Source organism: Halomonas sp. SSL-5 (assembly GCF_030708455.1).
Classification (GTDB): domain Bacteria; phylum Pseudomonadota; class Gammaproteobacteria; order Pseudomonadales; family Halomonadaceae; genus Halomonas.
This window is the reverse complement of record NZ_JAUYWF010000002.1, coordinates 336631-354167: the sequence shown is the minus strand read 5'-3', so window position 1 is coordinate 354167 and position 17537 is coordinate 336631. Positions and strand designations below refer to the sequence as shown.

General features: G+C 69.0%; 15 protein-coding genes and 1 tRNA gene. 5 read left to right on the top strand and 11 right to left on the bottom strand.

Features of this window, described 5'->3' with window-relative positions; genetic code table 11:
- Positions 1-98: 98 nt before the first annotated feature.
- A tRNA-Ser gene (locus tag RAN53_RS03515) sits at positions 99-186 on the bottom strand.
- A 202-nt stretch (positions 187-388) separates the two neighbouring features.
- Here RAN53_RS03515 and RAN53_RS03510 point away from each other — a divergent pair.
- Positions 389-832, top strand: coding sequence for a DUF3617 domain-containing protein (locus tag RAN53_RS03510; protein WP_305795427.1), 444 nt, complete (start codon positions 389-391; stop codon positions 830-832).
- Positions 833-897: 65 nt separating this feature from the next.
- On the opposite strand, the gene RAN53_RS03505 is transcribed toward RAN53_RS03510, so the two are convergent.
- Both RAN53_RS03505 and RAN53_RS03500 read right to left on the bottom strand, forming a co-directional pair.
- Positions 898-4011: an efflux RND transporter permease subunit gene (locus RAN53_RS03505; protein ID WP_305795426.1), complete on the bottom strand. Its 3114-nt coding sequence runs from the start codon at positions 4009-4011 to the stop codon at positions 898-900.
- Positions 4011-5105: an efflux RND transporter periplasmic adaptor subunit gene (locus RAN53_RS03500; protein WP_305795425.1), complete on the bottom strand. Its 1095-nt coding sequence runs from the start codon at positions 5103-5105 to the stop codon at positions 4011-4013. The genes RAN53_RS03505 and RAN53_RS03500 overlap by 1 nt, the downstream gene beginning before the upstream one ends.
- Before the next feature lie 234 nt (positions 5106-5339).
- On the opposite strand from RAN53_RS03500, the gene RAN53_RS03495 reads away from it, so the two are divergent.
- Entirely contained in the window at positions 5340-6515 is a 1176-nt protein-coding gene (locus RAN53_RS03495; protein ID WP_305795424.1) for an NAD(P)/FAD-dependent oxidoreductase, read from the top strand.
- A gap of 41 nt (positions 6516-6556) precedes the next feature.
- Here RAN53_RS03495 and RAN53_RS03490 read toward each other — a convergent pair whose 3' ends face one another.
- Positions 6557-7291 (bottom strand): ParA family protein, encoded by a 735-nt coding sequence (locus RAN53_RS03490; RefSeq protein WP_305795423.1) that lies wholly within the window; start codon positions 7289-7291, stop codon positions 6557-6559.
- A gap of 102 nt (positions 7292-7393) precedes the next feature.
- Complete coding sequence (locus RAN53_RS03485; protein WP_305795422.1) at positions 7394-7852, bottom strand: CopD family protein; 459 nt, start codon at positions 7850-7852, stop codon at positions 7394-7396.
- Positions 7853-8014: 162 nt separating this feature from the next.
- Between RAN53_RS03485 and RAN53_RS03480 the strand changes: the two genes are divergently transcribed.
- Positions 8015-8392, top strand: coding sequence for a ribonuclease domain-containing protein (locus RAN53_RS03480; protein WP_305795421.1), 378 nt, complete (start codon positions 8015-8017; stop codon positions 8390-8392).
- Positions 8389-8871, top strand: a complete 483-nt coding sequence (locus RAN53_RS03475; protein ID WP_305795420.1) for a barstar family protein — start codon at positions 8389-8391, stop codon at positions 8869-8871. The genes RAN53_RS03480 and RAN53_RS03475 overlap by 4 nt, the downstream gene beginning before the upstream one ends.
- Positions 8872-8878: 7 nt before the next feature.
- Here RAN53_RS03475 and RAN53_RS03470 read toward each other — a convergent pair whose 3' ends face one another.
- From RAN53_RS03470 to RAN53_RS03455, 4 genes are all read right to left on the bottom strand, one after another.
- Complete coding sequence (locus tag RAN53_RS03470; protein WP_305795419.1) at positions 8879-9166, bottom strand: YqjK family protein; 288 nt, start codon at positions 9164-9166, stop codon at positions 8879-8881.
- Positions 9156-9563: a phage holin family protein gene (locus RAN53_RS03465; RefSeq protein ID WP_305795418.1), complete on the bottom strand. Its 408-nt coding sequence runs from the start codon at positions 9561-9563 to the stop codon at positions 9156-9158. The genes RAN53_RS03470 and RAN53_RS03465 overlap by 11 nt, the downstream gene beginning before the upstream one ends.
- On the bottom strand, positions 9563-9886 hold the full coding sequence (locus tag RAN53_RS03460; protein ID WP_305795417.1) for a DUF883 family protein: 324 nt from the start codon (positions 9884-9886) through the stop codon (positions 9563-9565). The genes RAN53_RS03465 and RAN53_RS03460 overlap by 1 nt, the downstream gene beginning before the upstream one ends.
- Before the next feature lie 96 nt (positions 9887-9982).
- Positions 9983-11044: a phospholipase A gene (locus tag RAN53_RS03455; RefSeq protein ID WP_305795416.1), complete on the bottom strand. Its 1062-nt coding sequence runs from the start codon at positions 11042-11044 to the stop codon at positions 9983-9985.
- Positions 11045-11255: 211 nt separating this feature from the next.
- Between RAN53_RS03455 and mscK the strand changes: the two genes are divergently transcribed.
- Complete coding sequence (gene mscK, locus RAN53_RS03450) at positions 11256-14615, top strand: mechanosensitive channel MscK (protein WP_305795415.1); 3360 nt, start codon at positions 11256-11258, stop codon at positions 14613-14615.
- A gap of 52 nt (positions 14616-14667) precedes the next feature.
- Here the strand turns inward: mscK and RAN53_RS03445 are convergent, their stop codons facing one another.
- On the bottom strand, positions 14668-15432 hold the full coding sequence (locus RAN53_RS03445) for a TlyA family RNA methyltransferase (RefSeq protein WP_305795414.1): 765 nt from the start codon (positions 15430-15432) through the stop codon (positions 14668-14670).
- 19 nt (positions 15433-15451) lie between these two features.
- Positions 15452-17491, bottom strand: a complete 2040-nt coding sequence (locus tag RAN53_RS03440; protein WP_305795413.1) for a hypothetical protein — start codon at positions 17489-17491, stop codon at positions 15452-15454.
- Between the last annotated feature and the right edge of the window lie 46 nt (positions 17492-17537).

Below are 17537 nucleotides of genomic sequence, written 5' to 3'. Positions count from 1 at the left end.
TCCCCGGGCCACCTGCCAAGGCTGGGGAGAGGTGCGCTTCAAGAAACGACAGACAAAAGAAAAAGCCGCTGATTTCTCAGCGGCTTATCTATATTCGGTGGCGGAGGGGGAGGGATTCGAACCCTCGAAGCCTTTCGACTTACACACTTTCCAGGCGTGCTCCTTCGACCACTCGGACACCCCTCCGCATTGTCGTTCTCACGCCTGGGCAGCAAGGCCTTTCGCGTCAGAACGGCGCATATGTTATCGATCTAAGTGCGCGAATGCAAGCGGTTTCCGGCCATCGACCAGCGCCGCCGGGCCGGCTTACCCTCTCGAACTGTGGCGGGCTGTGCCGGGGTGTGCCGGTCCGCTATGCTGGGGACGAACCCACGACAGGGAGAGTCCCATGTCCTTACGCACCATGTCATTACCCCCGATGCTCGCCGGCCTGCTGCTGGCACTGCCGATCACCGCCCTGGCCGAGACGCCCAACATCGTGCCCGGGGAGTGGGAGTTCACTAGCACCACCTCGGTCTCCGGCGACCTGCCGATCCCCGACCAGACCGATACCACCCGTGAGTGCATCGCCCAGGGCGATCTCGCCGATCCCGACTTCCAGATGATCGAGGAAGAGGAGGGCTGCGAGCTGCTCGAGCATAACGTCAGCGTCGATGGCATGGACTACCGGATGGTCTGTGAGGCCGAGGGTGGCCAGGCGGACATCGTCGGCCATATGGACTTCCTGGGCGAGACTACCGAGGGTCGCGTGGAGGTCACCGTCCAGTCGCCACAGATGGGCGAGATGGTGATGAACACCGAGGTGACCGGCCGTCGTATCGGCGACTGCTGACGGCGCCGACCCGGATTGCAACGCAAGACGGTCACCCTGAGGTGGCCGTCTCGCGTTGCGCGGGTTCAATGCCCTTCCGGGGTGGCCTCCATCTCGTGCTCCAGGCGCCTCGCCACGTCGCCGGGGGAGCCGGTGCGACGCGCCAGCAGGTCGTAGGCCACCGGTACCACGAACAGCGTGAACAGGGTGGCGGCGGCCAGGCCACAGAGGATGACGATGCCGATCACCAGGCGGGTCTCGGCGCCGGCGCCGCTGGAGATGATCAGCGGCACGGCGCCGGCCATGGTGGTGGCGGCGGTCATCACGATGGGGCGCAGGCGGGTCACCGAGGCCTCCACCAGCGCCTCGTGGAAGGCCATGCCCTGGTCGCGCAGCTGGTTGGCGAACTCCACGATCAGGATGCCGTTCTTGGCGGCGAGCCCCACCAGCATCACCAGCCCCACCTGGCTGTAGATGTTCAGCGACTGGCCGGTGACATAGAGTCCCAGCAGGGCGCCGCAGATCGCCAGGGGCACGGTGAGCATGATCACGAAGGGGTGCACGAAGCTCTCGAACTGGCCGGCGAGCACCAGGAACACCACCAGGATGCCCAGGCCCAGCAGGAAGCCGGTGGCACCGCTGGCCTCCTGGTAGTCCCGCGAGGCGCCCTTGACGTCGGTCTGGGCCTCGGGCGGGAGGAGCTCGCGCACCGTCTCCTCCAGATACTCCAGGGCCTCACCCAGCGGATAGCCGTCGGCCAGGTCCGCCTCGAGGGTGATGGCGCGTACCCGGTTGAAGCGGTTGAGGGTGCTGGGGCCGGCGAAGTCGGAGATGCTCACCAGGCTGGCCAGGGGAATCAACTCCCCGCTGCGCTGTGAGCGCACGCGCAGGCTCTCCAGGCTCTGTGGGCTGGGCCGTGCGCCGGGTTCGCCCTCGAGGATGACGTCGTACTCCTCGCCGTCGTCGATATAGCGGGTCGCGGTGCGCCCGCCCAGCAGGGTCTCCAGGGTGCGGCCGATCTCGGTCACCGTGACGCCCAGCTCGGCGGCCCGCTGGTAGTCGATGTCGACCTCGAGCTGGGGCTGGTTCTCCTCGTAGTCGCTGTCCAGCTCGGTGAGCCGGGGGTTGTCCTCACGGATATGCTCGAACAGCGTGTCGCGCCAGTCGGCCAGCTCCTCGTAGGTGCCGCCGCCGAGCACGAACTGCACCGGCTTCTCGACACTCGAGCCGAAGCCCTGGCGCATCACCGGGAAGGCGCGCACGCCGGGCAGGTCGGCGAGGTTACGGCGGATCTCGTCCATGATCTCCCAGGCCGAACGCCGACTGCCCCAGTCGGCCAGGTTGACGATCACGAAGCCGCTGTTGAAGTTCTCGATGTTGCCCCAGCCGCGTGGTGCGCGCACCACCACACGGTCGACCTCGCCGGTCTCGAGCATCGGCAGCAGCCGTGCCTCGATCTCGTCCATGTAGTCGAGCATGTAGTCGTAGGTGGCGCCGGGGGGGCCGTTGACCAGCACCCAGAAGTTGCCGCGATCCTCCTGGGGGGTGTACTCGTTGGGCAGTTCGTTGTTGAGCCAGAGCATGCCGCCGATCACCCCGAGCAGCAGCGCCACCACCAGCAGGCGCAGCTTGAGGGCTCGCTCGAGCAGCCGCCGATAGACGCAGCGCGAGTGCTCCAGTGCCCACTGCACGCCGCGGGCCAGGCGGCCCTCGTGCATGCCCTGCTTGAGGATCTTGGAGGCCATCATCGGCGTCAGGGTCAGCGCCAGCAGGCTGGAGATGGCCACGGCGGCGGCCAGGGTCAGGGCGAACTCCGAGAACAGCCGGCCGATATCGCCCTCGAGGAAGCTCAGTGGCACGAATACCGCGATCAGCACCAGGGTGGTGGCGATCACCGCGAAGGCGATCTGGCGGGTGCCGTGGAAGGCCGCCACCAGCGGCGTCTCGCCGTGGTCGTGCATGCGGCGGTGGATGTTCTCCAGTACCACGATGGCGTCGTCGACGATCAGGCCGATGGCCAGCACCAGCGCCAGCAGGGTGAGCAGGTTGATGGTGAAGCCCATCACCGCCAGGGCCCCGAAGGCGCCGATCAGGGCGATGGGCACGGTCACCGCGGGAATCAGGGTGGTGCGCAGGTTGCCCAGAAAAAGGAAGATCGCCACCACCACCAGGCCCATGGCGATTACCAGGGTCTGCACCACCTGGGAGATGGCGCCCTCGACGAATACCGAGGAGTCGAAGTTGAGGGCCAGGGTCATGCCCTCGGGCAGGCCGGGCTGCTGCCGCGCCATCTCGGCCTGCACCTCGCGGGAGATCTCCAGCACGTTGGCGGTGGACTGCTTGACCATGCCCAGGCCCACCATGGGGGTGCCGTTGCCACGGAAGATAGTGCGCTCCTCCACGGCACCGACCTCCACCCGGGAGATGTCGCCCAGGCGCACCAGATAGCCGTCGTCGGCCTCGTCCAGCACCAGGCTGCGGAAGTCCTCGGGCGTGGCGAAGCCGCGCGGCAGGCGGACGATGAACTGGCGCTCGCTGGACTCGATGGAGCCCCCCGGCAGCTCGACGTTATCGGCACGCAGGGCGTCCTCCACGTCGCCGGCGGTGAGGCCCCGGGCCGCCATGGCATCGGCGTCGAGCCATACGCGCATGGCGTACTCCCGCCCGCCGCCGATGATCACCCGCGATACGCCGGGCTGGATCGAGAAGCGGTCCACCAGGAAGCGGTTGGCGTAGTCGGTGAGCTCCGCCATGGTGTAGCCCGCGCCGGAGAGCGACAACCAGATCACCACCTCGGAGCTGGAGTCGGCCTTCTCGACCTCGGGCGGGTCGGCCTCGTCGGGCAGGTTGCCGGCGGCGTCGGAGATGCGGTCGCGGATATCGTTGGCCGCCGAGTCGATGTCCTGGTCGAGACCGAACTCGATATTGATGCTGGAGCGTCCGTCCTGGCTCGAGGAGGAGATCACCTCGATGCCCGAGACGCCGGCGATGCGATCCTCCAGCACCTGGGTGATGCGGGTCTCCACCACGCTGGCCGAGGCACCCGGGTAGCGGGTATCGACACTGACGATGGGCGGGTCGATGGAGGGATACTCCTGCAGCGGCAGGCGCTGCAGGGCGAGCAGGCCGAAGGCCACGATCAGCGCCGCCAGCACCGTGGCCAGCACCGGCCGTTGGACGGAGATATCGGAGAGGCGCATCAGCCGTTGGCCTCCGTATCGCCACGGTCCTGACGCAACAGTTCGGGGACGCTGGTGCTGTCGTCGAGGATGCCCAGCAGGCGGGTCGGCTGGCCGTCGCGCACCCGCTCGGTGCCATGGGCCACTACCAGCTGGCCCGCATCCAGCCCGTCGATGACCTCGACCTCGCCCCGGCGGCGGGCGCCGATGGTGATCTCGCGGCGTGTCACGCGGTGCTCGTCACTCTGGTCCAGGGTCAGCACGAACTGGCGGCGCCCCTCGGGGATCAGCGCCGACTCGGGGATCACCAGTGCCTGGCGGGCCTCGCGCTGGATTGCCACGTTCATCAGCATGCCGGGACGTAGGTGGCCGTCGGGATTGTCGATCTGTGCCCGCACGGTGATGCTGCGGCTGACCGGGTCGACGCGGGTACCGATGGTGTCGATCTCTCCCCGGAACGCGGTGTCGGGATAGGCGGCACTGGTGGCATTCAACGCCAGCCCCGGCGTGATCTCGCCCAGGGCCCGTTCCGGCAGGGTGAAGTCGAGCTTCATCACGTCGAGCTTGTCGAGGGTCACTAGCTCGGCGCCCGGGGTGACCAGGGTGCCCACGCTGACGTTGCGAAAGCCCACTCGGCCGGCGAAGGGCGCTAGAAGGCGGTAGTCGGCGAGCCGCGCCTCCAGGGCTTGGATCTCGGCCTCGACCTGACGCAGCCGGGCCTGGGCGTCTTCCAGGTCGCCCCGCGGGGCCAGGTTGCGCTCCTGCAGCTGGCTCAGGCGATTGACGGCATTGCGGCGCTCCTCGCGCAGGGCCTGGGCGGCCCGCAGGTCGGCCTGGGCCTCGTCATCGGCGAGGCGGACCAGCAGCTGCCCCGCCTCGACGCTGTCGCCGTCCTGGAAGTTCAGTTCGCTCACCACGTCGGTGACCGTGGCCGAGAGTGTCACGCTCTCGTCGGCGCGCAGCGTCCCCAGTGAATCCAGTGGATCGGACCAGGGAGCCAGGCGCGCCTCGGCGGCGATTACCGCGGTGGGCTGCTGGGCCTGGAGGGGTGTGGCCACCGCCAGCAGCAGGCCCAGCAGCAGGGGCAGGGGACGTAGGACATGGCGTAGGGGCATGGGAGCAGTCTTGTCGGTGGACGGTGGCTGATGGCGATCGGAGACACACTTGTACAGCGTAAACCGGGCTGGGTCGTGAGAGTGTGGCAATAATTCACAACCCGGTGCGCCGCCTCTGTCCATACAATGTACAAGGCTTGTACATGATTGGCCACCCTCGGCCTGGCTCGGCGCGACTGCTAGAATGCGCGCCTCGCCGTTGGCGGTACAGGCAATAGCCGGGAGGGCTCGAGAGTGACATACGATGTGGTGGTGATCGGCGCCGGCGCCGCCGGCCTGATGTGCGCGCTTACCGCCGGCTATGCCGGGCGGCGGGTGCTGGTGGTGGACCATGCCAACAGGGCCGGCAAGAAGATCCTGATGTCCGGGGGTGGGCGCTGCAATTTCACCAACCTCAACTCTACACCGGCCAATTTCTTCTCCGGCAACCCGCATTTCTGCATCTCGGCCCTCAAGCGCTACCGCCCCGAGCACTTCGTCGAGCTGGTGGAACGCCACGCCGTCGAGTACGTCGAGAAGGCCCCGGGGCAGCTGTTCTGCGCCGATTCCAGCAAGGAGATCGTGCGCGTGCTGCTTACCGAGTGCGAGTGGGCGGGGGTGGAGATCCGCCTGAAGACGCGCATCGACGCGGTGGAGCGACGGGGGGAGGGCGTCCGCCTGGCGACGTCCGCCGGCACGCTCGATGCCGGCGCCCTGGTGGTGGCCTGCGGCGGCCTGTCGATCCCCACCATGGGGGCCAGCGGCTTCGGCCATGAGATCGCCCGTCAGTTCGGGCTGGCGGTGACCGACATGCGCCCGGCACTGGTGCCCTTCACCCTGACGTCACACTGGAAGGCGCGTGCCGAGGCGCTGGCCGGGGTCAGCTGCGACGTGGAGGCCCGCTGCCGAGACGGGCGTTACCGAGAGCCCATGCTGTTCACTCACCGCGGGCTCTCCGGTCCGGCCATGCTGCAGATATCGAGTCACTGGCAACCCGGCGACGAGATCGTCATCGATCTGCTGCCCGGTGAAGATGCCTTCGCGGCGCTGTGCGACGCCCGCGCCGAGACCCCCAGGCGGCGCCTCTCCACCTGGCTTGGCGAGCGCCTGCCCAGGCGCCTGGCCCAGGCGCTGGTGGCGTGGCAGGGCAACGACGGGGTGTTGGCCGAGTGCGGCAATGATCGCCTTGAGGCCTGGGCCGAGGCGCTCAATCGCTGGCGGCTCAAGCCCGCCGGCACCGAGGGGTGGCGCACCGCGGAGGTGACCCTGGGCGGCGTGGATACCCGGGCGCTGTCGTCCCGGGACTTCGCGGTGGCGGGGCTGCCCCAGCTGCGCTTCATCGGTGAGGTGCTGGACGTGACCGGAGAGCTGGGTGGCCACAACTTCCAGTGGGCGTGGGCGAGCGGGGTGGCCTGCGGCCAGAACCTGTAGGCGCGTTGTTCGAAAGCCGAAAGCCGAAAAACAGGCGTCGCTCAGCCCAGGCGCTGGGCGACCTCTCCCCATAGCTGGCGGTAGGCCTGGGCGGCGGCGGTGCGCGGCGCGAAGCTGCGCAGCGGGGCGCGTTCGAGCCCCATGCGTTCGACCACGCTGGCGCTGGGGATGGTGTGCGAGAGGCGCAGCGGCCAGCGCTCCGGCAGCGAGTCGATGACCTCGCGGTGCAGGGTGCGGCGACGGTCGGCCAGGGTGACGAAGGGCCATACCGGGCAAGGAATATCCCGCTCGTCCAGGAAGCCACGCAGCTGTTCCAGGGTGCGCAGCGACAGCACCGTGGGCACGATGGGCACCAACAGCGCGTCGACGCTGGCGAAGACGCTCTCGGAGAGGGTCGAGAGGCTGGGCGGGCAGTCCAGGATCACCAGGTCGTAGTCATCGCGAATCGGCTTGAGGATGCGCCTGAGCTGGTTCTCGTGCTGCTCGGCCAGCAGATGGTCCAGCTCGCGTGAGGCCAGCGCCGCCGGCAGCAGGTCGAGGTTGTCGACCTGGGTGGCGCGGATCACCTTGTCGTAGGCGGCCTTGCCCTTGACCAGCCGGGCGACACCGCCGCGCACCTTGGGCTTGGCGCGCAGATAGAAGGTGGTAGCCGCCTGAGGATCGAGGTCCCAGAGCAGCACGCGCTGCCCGTCGGCGGCCGCCTCGGCGGCCAGGTTGACCGCCGAGGCGGTCTTGCCGACGCCGCCCTTGATGCTGTAGAGGGCCAGCATGCGCAAGACGCATCTCCCGAGTCAGAAAGTGAAGGTAAGTCGATGATACCAGGCGATTGCCGTGGCCATGTGACAGATCTATGACGTGACAGAGGGGGCGACGAGGCCTCAGGCCAGATAGCGGCCGCCGGCGGCGATGGCGCTGGTCAGCAGGCCGAGGATCAGGTTGAGGCCCACCAGGCGGCGGATGCTGGCCAGCTGCTGGCCGCCTTCCGGCCAGGCCTCGGCCGCCACGGCGCGCTGCAGGCGCTGCCAGGGCACGAACCACAGGTGAAGATAGATGGCCATCATGGCCAGACCCAGCGCCAGCATCAGGTGAATGTGCCAGCGGGCCCCGGCCATGCCACCGAACACCGCGAAGAGCATCCACAGGCCGGTGGCCAGCAGGATTGCCGCGGCGGCCCACACCCAGGGGAAGAAACGCGCGAACACGCCGTGCCACAGGGTCAGGCGAGCGGGTGGCTCCAGCTGGCCGGCGGCCACCGGGCGCAGCACGACCCAGGCGAAGAACATGCCGCCGACCCAGATCACGGCGGCGAGGACGTGCAGTGTGATGGCGAGCGTCATGGGTGGCTCCTCGGGCAGAATCGGGTAGCGGTGGGCAGGGGTGCTGCTGTTGGCACCTTACCCCAGGCCGGCCCCCCTGCCCAGGCGTTCAGGCGGGTACGCTGGCGGTGGCGGGCTCCGCGCGGCATCATGAAAGCCGTTTGGCTGGGCAATGAGGCCGTGATGAAGAGAGTGTTGTGGGTGGCGCTGCTGGCCCTGGCGGGCCTCTCCTGGTTCGAGGGGGCGCTGGAGTGGCGTGGCGGCGGGGAGCCCCCCGCCGTGGAGCAGCGGCTGCCGGGGCAGGCGCAGATCGACGCGACCCTGCGGTTGATCGAGCGCGGCGGCCCCTTCCCCCACTCCCAGGACGGCACCACCTTCTTCAACCGCGAGGGGCGGTTGCCGCAGCAATCGCGGGGCTACTATCGCGAGTACACCGTGGAGACGCCGGGGCTGTCCCACCGTGGGGCTCGCCGCCTCGTGACCGGTGGCGATCCTCCCGAGATCTTCTACTACACCGATGACCACTATGATTCGTTCCGGGTGCTGGAGGATCGGCGATGAGTCCGCTTTCCCCGCGTGACACCCTGGCACGCTTCCTGAGCGATCCCGCCCATGCCGGCGTGTACTGCCTGGAGGCCTCGCGGGCCGAGGCGTGGCATAACGCACGGGACGCGGCAGTCAGCGGCGCTGCAGGGCTCGACTGGCGTCGTATGGCCGCTCCGCCATGCTGGAGCCGTGAGGCACTGCTCGATGGCCTGGCCGAGAGCCTGGGATTTCCCGACTATTTCGGGCGCAACTGGGACGCCGCCTGGGACTGCCTGACGGAGCTGGAGTGGGAGACTCGGCGGGCCCTGGTGGTGGTGGTGCCCGCCGCCCCCGCCGATGCGCCCGCCATGGCCGCCTTCCTGGCGCTGATGCGGGATGCCGCCGAGCACTGGGCGGCCCGCGGCCATGCGCTGGTCACGCTGATTCTGCGGGAGGGAGAGCCGCCGGCGTGGGCGCGGGAAGTACCTGCCTTGCCCCGGGAGGCGACCGGGTAGTAGGGCCTCAGCGCAGCAGGCGGCGGGCGCGGTTGACCACCAGGGCACCGGCGGCGGCGCGGCGGCCGAGACGCAGCAGGCGTCCCGGATGCCGGCCGAGGCGGAGCAGGAGCAGGCCGCCGGCGGCGTAGAGGGGCGCCTTGAAGCGCATCAGGGTGCGCCAGCCGTCATCGATGGGCCGAGTGGCGCTGCGCCAGCGGCTCGCCGCCACCAGGATATCCACGCGCTGCTGCTCGATTTTCGCCTCCAGCTCGGCCTTGGTGTCGGCGCGGCGGGGGCGGCGGCTAGTCGTCATGGCGGGCCTCCCGACGGTCGTGCTCCACCAGCTCGCGGTCGGTGGCGAGGTGCTTGAGGGTGCTGGCCAGCAGGGTGCGCCGGCGCGCCAGCTGCATGACCCGCAGACAGAGCAGCGCGCCGCCACCGAGCAGTACGCCGGCGCTGACGGCGATGGCGGTCAGCCGGTAGCTGTCCCAGAAGGCCACGATCACCAGGGTGGTGAGTACCGCGATGCCGAGCAGCAGCAGGATCAGTGCCAGCCCGGCGAGCAGCAGCATGCCCACCAGGCGGGCGCGTTCCTCTTCCAGCTCCAGCACGGCGAGACGCAGGCGCGTCTCGCCGGTGGCCAGCAGGCTGCCCAACAGGCGCCTGCCGGCGGTGAAGACTCGCTGAGCCGGTCCCTGGCTGGATGACATCAGCGGCGCCCGATAAGCATGCCGATCACGACCCCTACGCCGGCGCCGATGCCGATGCTGGTCCAGGGGTTGTCGCGGACGTAGCGATCACAGGCGTCGACCTGATGGTCGAGGGTCTCGCGGGCTTCCCCATAGAGGCGCTCGCCGCGGGACTCGAGACGCTCGCGGGTGTCCTTGAGGCGCTTCTCGGCGCGTTCACGCAGCTCCTTGATGTTGCCGCGCGAGTCGTCGGCGGTGGCGCTGACCAGCTCCTCGATGGTCTGGCTTAGGTGCTGCAGGTCTTCCTTGAGCTGCGCGGTTGATTCCTGGGTGCGATTCGCCATGGCAGTCTTCCTGTGACGGTGAGTGACAGGGCCAGCATAGCAGTCGGGGCGCGGCTTGACAGCGTCCATGCCACCGATGCCTGACACCGGCCAGGGTTAGCGCAGCAGGCCGCTGCTGGGAGAGAACAGCGGGTTGAGGCTGAAGCCCAGGCTCAGGCGCTGGGTGTTGTGGTCGTAGTCGATCAGGCTCTCGCCGTAGCCGTGGTAATACTGCACATGGGCGCGCACCTTGCTGTCGAAGAGCGGCCAGGAGTAGTCGAACTGCCCCCCCATGTGTCCCGCCCCGGGGTTGCCGCGCACCATCAGGCTGAGCTCGTTGTCGCCGAAGCGCCGGGCCAGTGTCACGTCGCCGTAGCCCATGAAGCGCTCGATGTCGGGGTTGTCGTCATCGCCAGTGGTTTCTGGCAGGCGGTAGTGGGGGGCCAGGCTCACCGCCCAGTCGCCGCGCTGGAAGATCGTCTCCAGATAGAGGCGGTTCCAGCTGCGCGACAGCTCGTTGGAGCGGCCGTTGGACTGGTGGTTGATGGCCACGCGATTGCGGATATTGGCCCAGCCCAGCAGCTGCCAGTCATTGTCGAAATTGAGGAAAATCTCGGGCTCGTAGTTGGTCTCGCGGAAGGGCGAGGAGTCGTCGGTGTTGTAGGCCTGCCACCAGCTGCGCTGGGTATAGGCGAAATACAGGTCCCCGGCGTTGCCGAACAGCCCTTCGGCGAGGGCGACCTTGGCGCTGAACTGGAACTTCAGCTCGCTGCGTTCCATGCGCTCCTGGCCGGTCAGGTCGGCATAGGCCGGATGGTTGGGGCTGCGGTTGTAGGTGAGCGGAAACAGATAGTTGCGCCGGTAGGCGGTGATGGCATAGGGGTTGCGGTTGGAGGCCTGTTCCAGCTGGCGCCGCCCGGCGGCCTCGACCACGGCGACGTCACCCGGGGCGAGCGGCCAGCTGAACTCCCCGGGGAACTCTTTGGAGCGCGCCGTGGCATCGCCGGGCGCCGGCTCCAGGGCCTCGAGCTGTGCCTGTAGCGCGGCGGCCTCGCTGCGCAGCTCGGCGAGGCGTGCCTCGAGGGCGGCCCGCTCGGTCTCGGCGGGTTCGGCCTGGGCCATGCCGGCGGCGAGCAGGGAGAGGGCGGCGAGGGCAGCGGTGCGTATCGGCAGGCGCATGGCGGGGGTCCGGGTGCGGGATGGGATCTTCCTTCTACCACGCCGGCGAGGCAAGTCAACCATCGGGCCGTCCGGCGATTGCCATGCCGCGGGCGTGGGCGGAGAATCGATGGCCAGGGAAAACCCACAGGAGAGCGTCGTGAGCAGATGGGCAGGCGGTATAGCCGCTGTTTTCGGGTGGCGCCCAGCGCCTTGCTGGCGATGGGGGCTGGTGTGTCTGGCCCTGGTGCTGGTGCTGCCGGCCCTGGCCCAGCAGGCGCCGCTGCCCGAGCGCGCCGACGTGGAGGCGCGGCTGGCCGAGCTGGAGGAGAGTGGCGGCGAGGAGGCCGTCTCGAGCCAGGATCAGGCCGCCATCGAGCTTCTCACCCAGACCCTGGCCGACCTCGATGCCCTGGCCGAGGTCGAGCAGCGTCGTGAGGCCCTCGAGACCCGGGTGGAGCAGGCGCCCCAGGAGCTGCTGCGCCTGGAGCGCGAGCTGGAGAACGAGGGGGCGGCCACCCGCGTCTCCGCCACCGAACTCGATGAGCTGAGCCTGGACGAGCTGGAAGCCCGTCAGCAGGAAGCGGTGGTGGAGCTGCAGCGCCTTCAGGATCGCCTCGCCGAGGTCAATGCGCAGCTGCTGACCGCCCAGACCCTGCCGGAGCGCGCCCAGCAGGCCATCGCCGACGCCATGCGCCGGCTGGAACAGGCGCGACGGAACCTCGACGAACTGGATGTCAACGATGTAGCCGCGGACGATCCCATGCGTTGGCGGCGGCAGGTGGCGCGGGCCCTGGCCGAGGCACAGCTGCTTTATCACCAGCGTGAGCTGGGTACCAATACCCGCCTGCGCGAGCTGGACCAGCGGCGTCAGGAACTGCTGGCGCGGCAGCAGGTGCGCCAGGAGGCGGAGCTTGCGCTGCTGCAGGATGTCATCGAGCGCAAGCGACGCCTGGCCTCCGAACAGGCCATCGCCGATGCGGTCCGGGATGACCCCCTGCTCCAGCAGGGGCATCCGGTGCTGGAGAGCGCCCAGCAGATCAATCGCACCCTCAGTCAGGAGCTGCTGCGTGCCAATGATCGCAGCAACGCCCTGGTGCGCGAGGGCCTCGCCGTGCGCAGCAAGCTCGATCAGGTGCGCCAGCTGGAGCGCAGCCTCAACGAACAGATCGAGGCGATTCGTGGCTCGACCCTGCTGGCGCGCATCCTTCGGGAACAGCGCCGTGCACTGCCCCAGGTGGGCGCGCATCGCGACCTGCAGGACGAGATCGCCGACCTGCGGCTGCGCCAGTTCGACCTGGCACGCCAGCGCGACCAGCTGCGCGAGGGCGAGCGCATGGCCAACCAGCGCCTGGCGGAGGCGGGCGTGGAGAGCAACCCCGGGCTGGTCGACTCCCTGCAGCGGCTCTACCAGTCGCGCCGCGAACTGGTCGATCGGCTCGAGCAGACCTACGGCAGCCTGCTCAGCTCGGCCATCGAGCTACAGCTCAACCAGCAGCAGTTGCTTGAGACCTCGCGTGGCCTGCGTGCCACCATCGATGAGCAGCTGTTCTGGGTCGCCAATACGCGGCCGCTGGGCCTGGCCTGGCTGCGTCAGCTACCCGAGAACCTCGCCCTGGAGTGGCGCGAGGGCGAGTGGCGCCAGGTACTGCCCACCACCTGGCAGCTGCCCTCGGCGGGCGCCCTGGCGGGATTGCCGCCGCTGCTGCTGGCGGCTGCCCTGCTCTGGAAGCGCCGGCGTATCCGGGTGTGCCTCGCCCGCCTGCACGAGCAGATCGGACGCCTGCGCAGCGATAGCCAGCGGCATACGCCGCTGGCGATACTGCTCAATGCGTTGCTGGCGGCGCCGGGCCCGCTGCTGCTGGCGGCGGCGAGCCTGGCACTGTTCGCCGGTGGCGATGCCCTCGCCGATGCGCTGGGCCTAGCCGGGGTGCAGCTCTCCCTGGCATGGGGCGTGGTGGCGTGGTCGCGGCGCCTGCTGGCCTCGGATGGCGTGGCCACCCAGCACTTCCATTGGCCGGCGGACTACGTGGCGCGCCTGCGGCGGCTACTCGGCTGGCTGGGGCTCGCCCTGATTCCGGTGCTGGGCATCGCGATCCTGGCCCGCGAGTCCGAGTTCGGCCTGAATCATCGTCCGCTCGCGCTGACCCTGCTGCTGCTCGGGTTGCTGGCCATGAGCGTGCTGCTGGCCAGGCTGATCCTCGCCCACACGCCGTTCTTCGGGGTCAGGCTGTTCCGCCTGGCGCTGGGCCTGGCGATGGCGTGTGTGCCGCTGGTGCTGATCGGCCTGATCGTCAGCGGCTTCGAGTACACCGCCCTGAGCCTGATCGGTCGCTTCGTCATCACCCTCTACCTGCTGGGGCTATGGATCCTGGTGGAAGCGTCGGTGGTACGGGGCCTGGCCGTGGCGGCGAGGCGCCTGGCGTTTCGGCGTGCCCTGACGCGGCGCCGTGCCGAGGGCAAAGAGAGCGCCGACGGTGGGCCGGAGATCGTCGAAGAGCCGCCGCTGGACATGGAGCAGATCAACCAGCAGTCGCTGCGGCTCTCCAAGCTGATCCTGCTGATCGGTTTCGTGCTGCTGTTCTACCTGGTATGGGCCGACCTGCTCACCGTGCTGGGCTATCTGGAGGGGGTGGCGCTCTGGGGTGGCGGGGGAGACGACCTGGTCAGCGATGCGCTGTCGGTGGCCGACCTGTTCGCGGCACTGCTGATCATCGCCCTGACCCTGATGATGGCGCGCAACCTGCCGGGCCTGCTGGAGGTCAGCGTGCTGTCGCGGCTGGAGCTCAAGCAGGGCAGCGCCTACGCCATCACCTCGCTGCTCTCCTACACCATCGTCGGCACCGGCCTGGTCGCCTCGCTGGGCACCCTGGGGGTCTCCTGGGACAAGCTGCAGTGGCTGGTGGCGGCGCTGGGGGTGGGCCTGGGCTTCGGCCTGCAGGAGATCTTCGCCAACTTCGTCTCGGGGCTGATCATCCTCTTCGAGCGGCCGGTGCGCATCGGGGACACCGTGACCCTGGGCAACCTCACCGGCACGGTGAGCCGCATCCGCATCCGTGCCACCACGGTCACCGACTTCGACCGCAAGGAGATCATCATCCCCAACAAGACCTTCGTCACCGACCAGCTGATCAACTGGTCGCTCTCGGATACCGTAACCCGGGTGGTGCTCACCTACGGCGTGGCCTATGGGTCCGACCATCGCCTGGTGCACCGCCTGCTGCGCCAGGCCGCCGACGAGAATGCCCGGGTGCTGGCCGACCCCGAGCCCCAGGTGTTCTTCATGACCTACGGCGCCAGCACCCTCGACTTCGAGCTGCGCATCTTCGTCAACAGCCTGGGGGACCGGCTCTTCGCCACCGACGAGATCAACTGCCGGGTCGGCGAGCTGTTTGCCGACCATGGCGTCGAGATCGCCTTCAATCAGCTCGACGTCCGGCTCCACCGCGCCAGCGATGGGCTCGAGCGCCGGGTGGAGAGTCGCGGTGCCGACGCGCTGGCGGAGCTCCATCCGGCACCGGGCGCCCAGGGCGATCCGGGCGATATCGGGACCGGTGATGCCGACGGTGGGGGAGGCGATGGCGGGCGCTGAGGCCGTTGTCTCGGGTGGCCCGGGGAGTTGCCCGGGAGGGGGCGCGTAGCTCTCAGCCGCGCACGGCGTGGAGCAGGAACTCGCGGTTGCCGTCGCCACCCAGCAGCGGGCTCTCCTGCCAGTGGCGGATGACGAGGTCGAGCTCGGTGCAGCAGTCGCGGATCTTGGCTTCCACCTCTTTGTGGCGGGCGGCATCGGTGACCAAGCCGCGGGCGTTGACCCCGCCGGGGCCCACCTCGAACTGGGGCTTGACCAGGCTTGCGAGCTCGCCGCCCGCCGGCAGCAGGGCGGCCAACTGGGGCAGGATCAGGGTCTGGGAGATAAAGGAGACATCCATCACGGCGAGCTCCGGCCCCGTGGTGCCCTGAGCCTCGAAGGCCGCCCTCAGGCGTGGATCGCCGGCCATGGCCCGGGCGTTGAGCCCCTCCAGGCAGGTGACCCGCGGGTCGTCGCGCAGGCCGGGGTCGAGCTGGTCGTGACCCACCTCCACACCGATCACGTGGCGGGCACCATAGCGCAGGGCGCAGTCGCTGAAGCCGCCGGTGGACTGGCCCACGTCGAGGACCATCCGGCCCGTCAGGTCGAGGCCGAGCGTCTCGATCAGCGCCTCGAGCTTGAGTCCCGCCCGGGAGACGTAGCGCTCCTCGGGGTCTTCCTCGACCGCAAGCCGGGTCTCCGCCGGCAGCTTCTCGCCCGGCTTGGTTAGCACCCGGCCCGAGTCGGCGAGGCGCACCCGGCCGTGGCGGATCAGCCGCTGGGCGCGGGTGCGGGAGCGGGCCAGGCCTTGTTCCAGCAGCAGCTGATCTAGCCTGGGCATGTGATGTGGGCCTCCAGGATCACAGGCCCTCGTCGGCCTGCAGGTCGGTGGGGGGCACGCGGTCGGCGCCCCAACTGCGGTGGATATGGCCGATCACCCGGTCGAGTTCCTCCTGGGTGATCTCGGCCAGCTCGCCGCGCTCCAGCGGGTCGTAGTGGAAGATGTAGAGGCGCGAGGCGAACTGCTCGAAGGGCAGCGATGCCTCTCCCGCACGCTCGCCGTGACCGGCGGTGCTGACCTTGATGCCGTCGCCCCAATCCTGGCCGCTGTCGTTGTTGGGATTGAAGAAGTAGACCCGCATCACGTCGGAGGGGTCGAGGTTGACCCGCAGCACGGTGATGGCGTGCCAGCCGATGAAGCGTGCGGCGCTGTCGGTAACGGCAATGCCCGCGGGCTGAGGGTGGATCAGCGGCTGGTTGCCGTTGTAGTAGGGGTGGTAGCTGGCATAGAAGTGGCGCAGGAAGGCATCCAGCTCATGCAGCTGGCCCGAGGCCACATCGACGTTGATGCGAAAGCCACGCCCGGACCACCAGCCATGGAATTCGGGGTTGACCCAGCGGTGGGGGTCACCCTCGCGGCCGATGCAGCGTCGACCCATCTCGGCGTAGATGCGGTCGAGGTGAGGCACCACGATCAGCGATACCGGGTCGAGGTCCATGGGCAGGCTCTGGGCCACCCCCGACAGGCTGGCCATGGAGGAGATCGGCTGGCCCTCGAAATGCATGATGATCTCGTCGTCGCGGGCCGCCCAGGCCACCATCTGCAGCAGGTAGTCCGGGTCGTTGTAGGCCCACATGGAGAGCGCCCGGGCCGACTGGCAGGTGGGGTTGTTGCCCTGGCCCACCCCCAGTGGCTGGCCGAGCATGCACAGCACGCCCTCCAGCAGCCGGGCCCGGGGCGAGATCGCCTCGCCGAAGGCCAGGTTGAGCCGTGCCTGGGACCACTCCGAGAGGGAGAGCCCCAGTTGGCGCCACATGGCGGGGGCCACCGGCGGCTGGTAGAGAATGCCGCGCTCGAGCATCAGCGCCAGGCCATAGGCGGCCTGGGGCGTGGCCGGGTGCACGCCGCCGCGGATTAGCGCCGAGACCAGCTCGCGATAGCAGAGCAGGCAGTCGCGGCCCGTAGCGGAGAGCCCCAGCGCCTCGGCCAGCAGGTGGTCACTGTGGTCCAGCAGGTGACGCAGCAGCACCGGATGATAGGCCGAGACCAGGCCGGTATCGTGCATGGCGCGGGCGAAACCGGTGGCCTCGCCCTGCAGGGCGGCGGTGTCCATGCTGGAAAGCCGTTCGCGGTAGGCCTCGATGCCCGGGTCCTCGCGGCAGGCCCAGGTGGGGCCGAACAGCGAGCTGACCAGGCGGTCGGCGCCCTGGCCGCTGGCGCCCAGGTCGATATTCGGGTTGGTCTGGCACAGCGCGATCTGGGTGATCATCTGCTTGACCGGCTCCACCTGGATGGGCCGCTGCTGCAGGATGCGCCAGATCTCCTCGATCAAGCTGTCGACGATATGCTCGTAGCCGATGCGCTCGGCCAGGTGACGGAACAGGTGGCGGGGGATGTTGGCCAGGCGCCCCTGGGTCTCGCGCTCGGCCTCGCTGGGCGCGCCGAACAGCAGCCACAGGTTAATGGCCATCACCTGGGTCATGTAGTGATGTGCCTGCTCGGCGGAGACCATGGGGTGAAGGTACTCCCCCTTGGCCACCGTCAGCAGGCGCAATTCGCTCAGCGCCTCGATGACCACCGTATTGGGGTCGGCGCTCTTGAGTGCGTGGGTGGTCAGCGTGGGCAGCAGGTACTGGGGGGTCTCCCAGTCGGAGCCGGCGAAGATGCCGGCCTGCTCGAGGACCTGGGCGCGGGCCTCGATGGCCGCGGCGCCACCCTCCTGGAGCAGCACGCGGCGGGCCGTATCCAGCACCCGAGGCAGCTTGCCGGGCTTGGCGAAGTCGCGCGCCGTGTCGAGCAGGGCGGTAGCCTCGTCGAGCTTTTCCAGTAGGCCGCGCAGCTTGGCATCGTCGGGTGGCGTTTCACCGCCACCCGGATGGTTATCTTCTTGCGTCGTCACGCTGAATCCTTGTCGTCCGGCTGTCATGTCTTACATGACGCCTAGA